The organism is Mycobacterium sp. NGS39 (assembly GCF_059812765.1).
This window is the reverse complement of the sequence record NZ_JCALDH010000035.1, coordinates 1-297: the sequence shown is the minus strand read 5'-3', so window position 1 is coordinate 297 and position 297 is coordinate 1. Positions and strand designations below refer to the sequence as shown.

General features: G+C 71.0%; 1 protein-coding gene. It reads right to left on the bottom strand.

What is annotated here, in order from left to right; translation table 11 throughout:
* Positions 1-297, bottom strand: a 297-nt coding sequence (locus AC5Y39_RS21240; RefSeq protein ID WP_500021720.1) for an AMP-binding enzyme, incomplete at both ends; no start/stop codon positions are given.

Sequence of the window (297 nt, the reverse complement as noted above, 5' to 3'; positions counted from 1 at the left end):
CTCGGGGCGCGGTAGGCGCTGCCGCCATCGTGGTATTCCGGCGCCGGTAACGCCCGCTTGTCGAGTTTGCCGTTGACCGTCAACGGCAGCTTCTCCAAGACGACCACCGCCGCGGGCACCATGTAGGCCGGCAGCCGCTCGCCCAGCTGCGTGCGCACCTGCGCCGGATCTGCGGTGCCGGTGATGTAGCCGACCAGCCGCTTGTCGCCGGGGTGGTCCTCGCGCGCGACGACGACGGCTAGCTCAACGCCGTCGATGCCGGCCAGGGCGGCTTGGACGTCGCCGAGCTCGATGCGA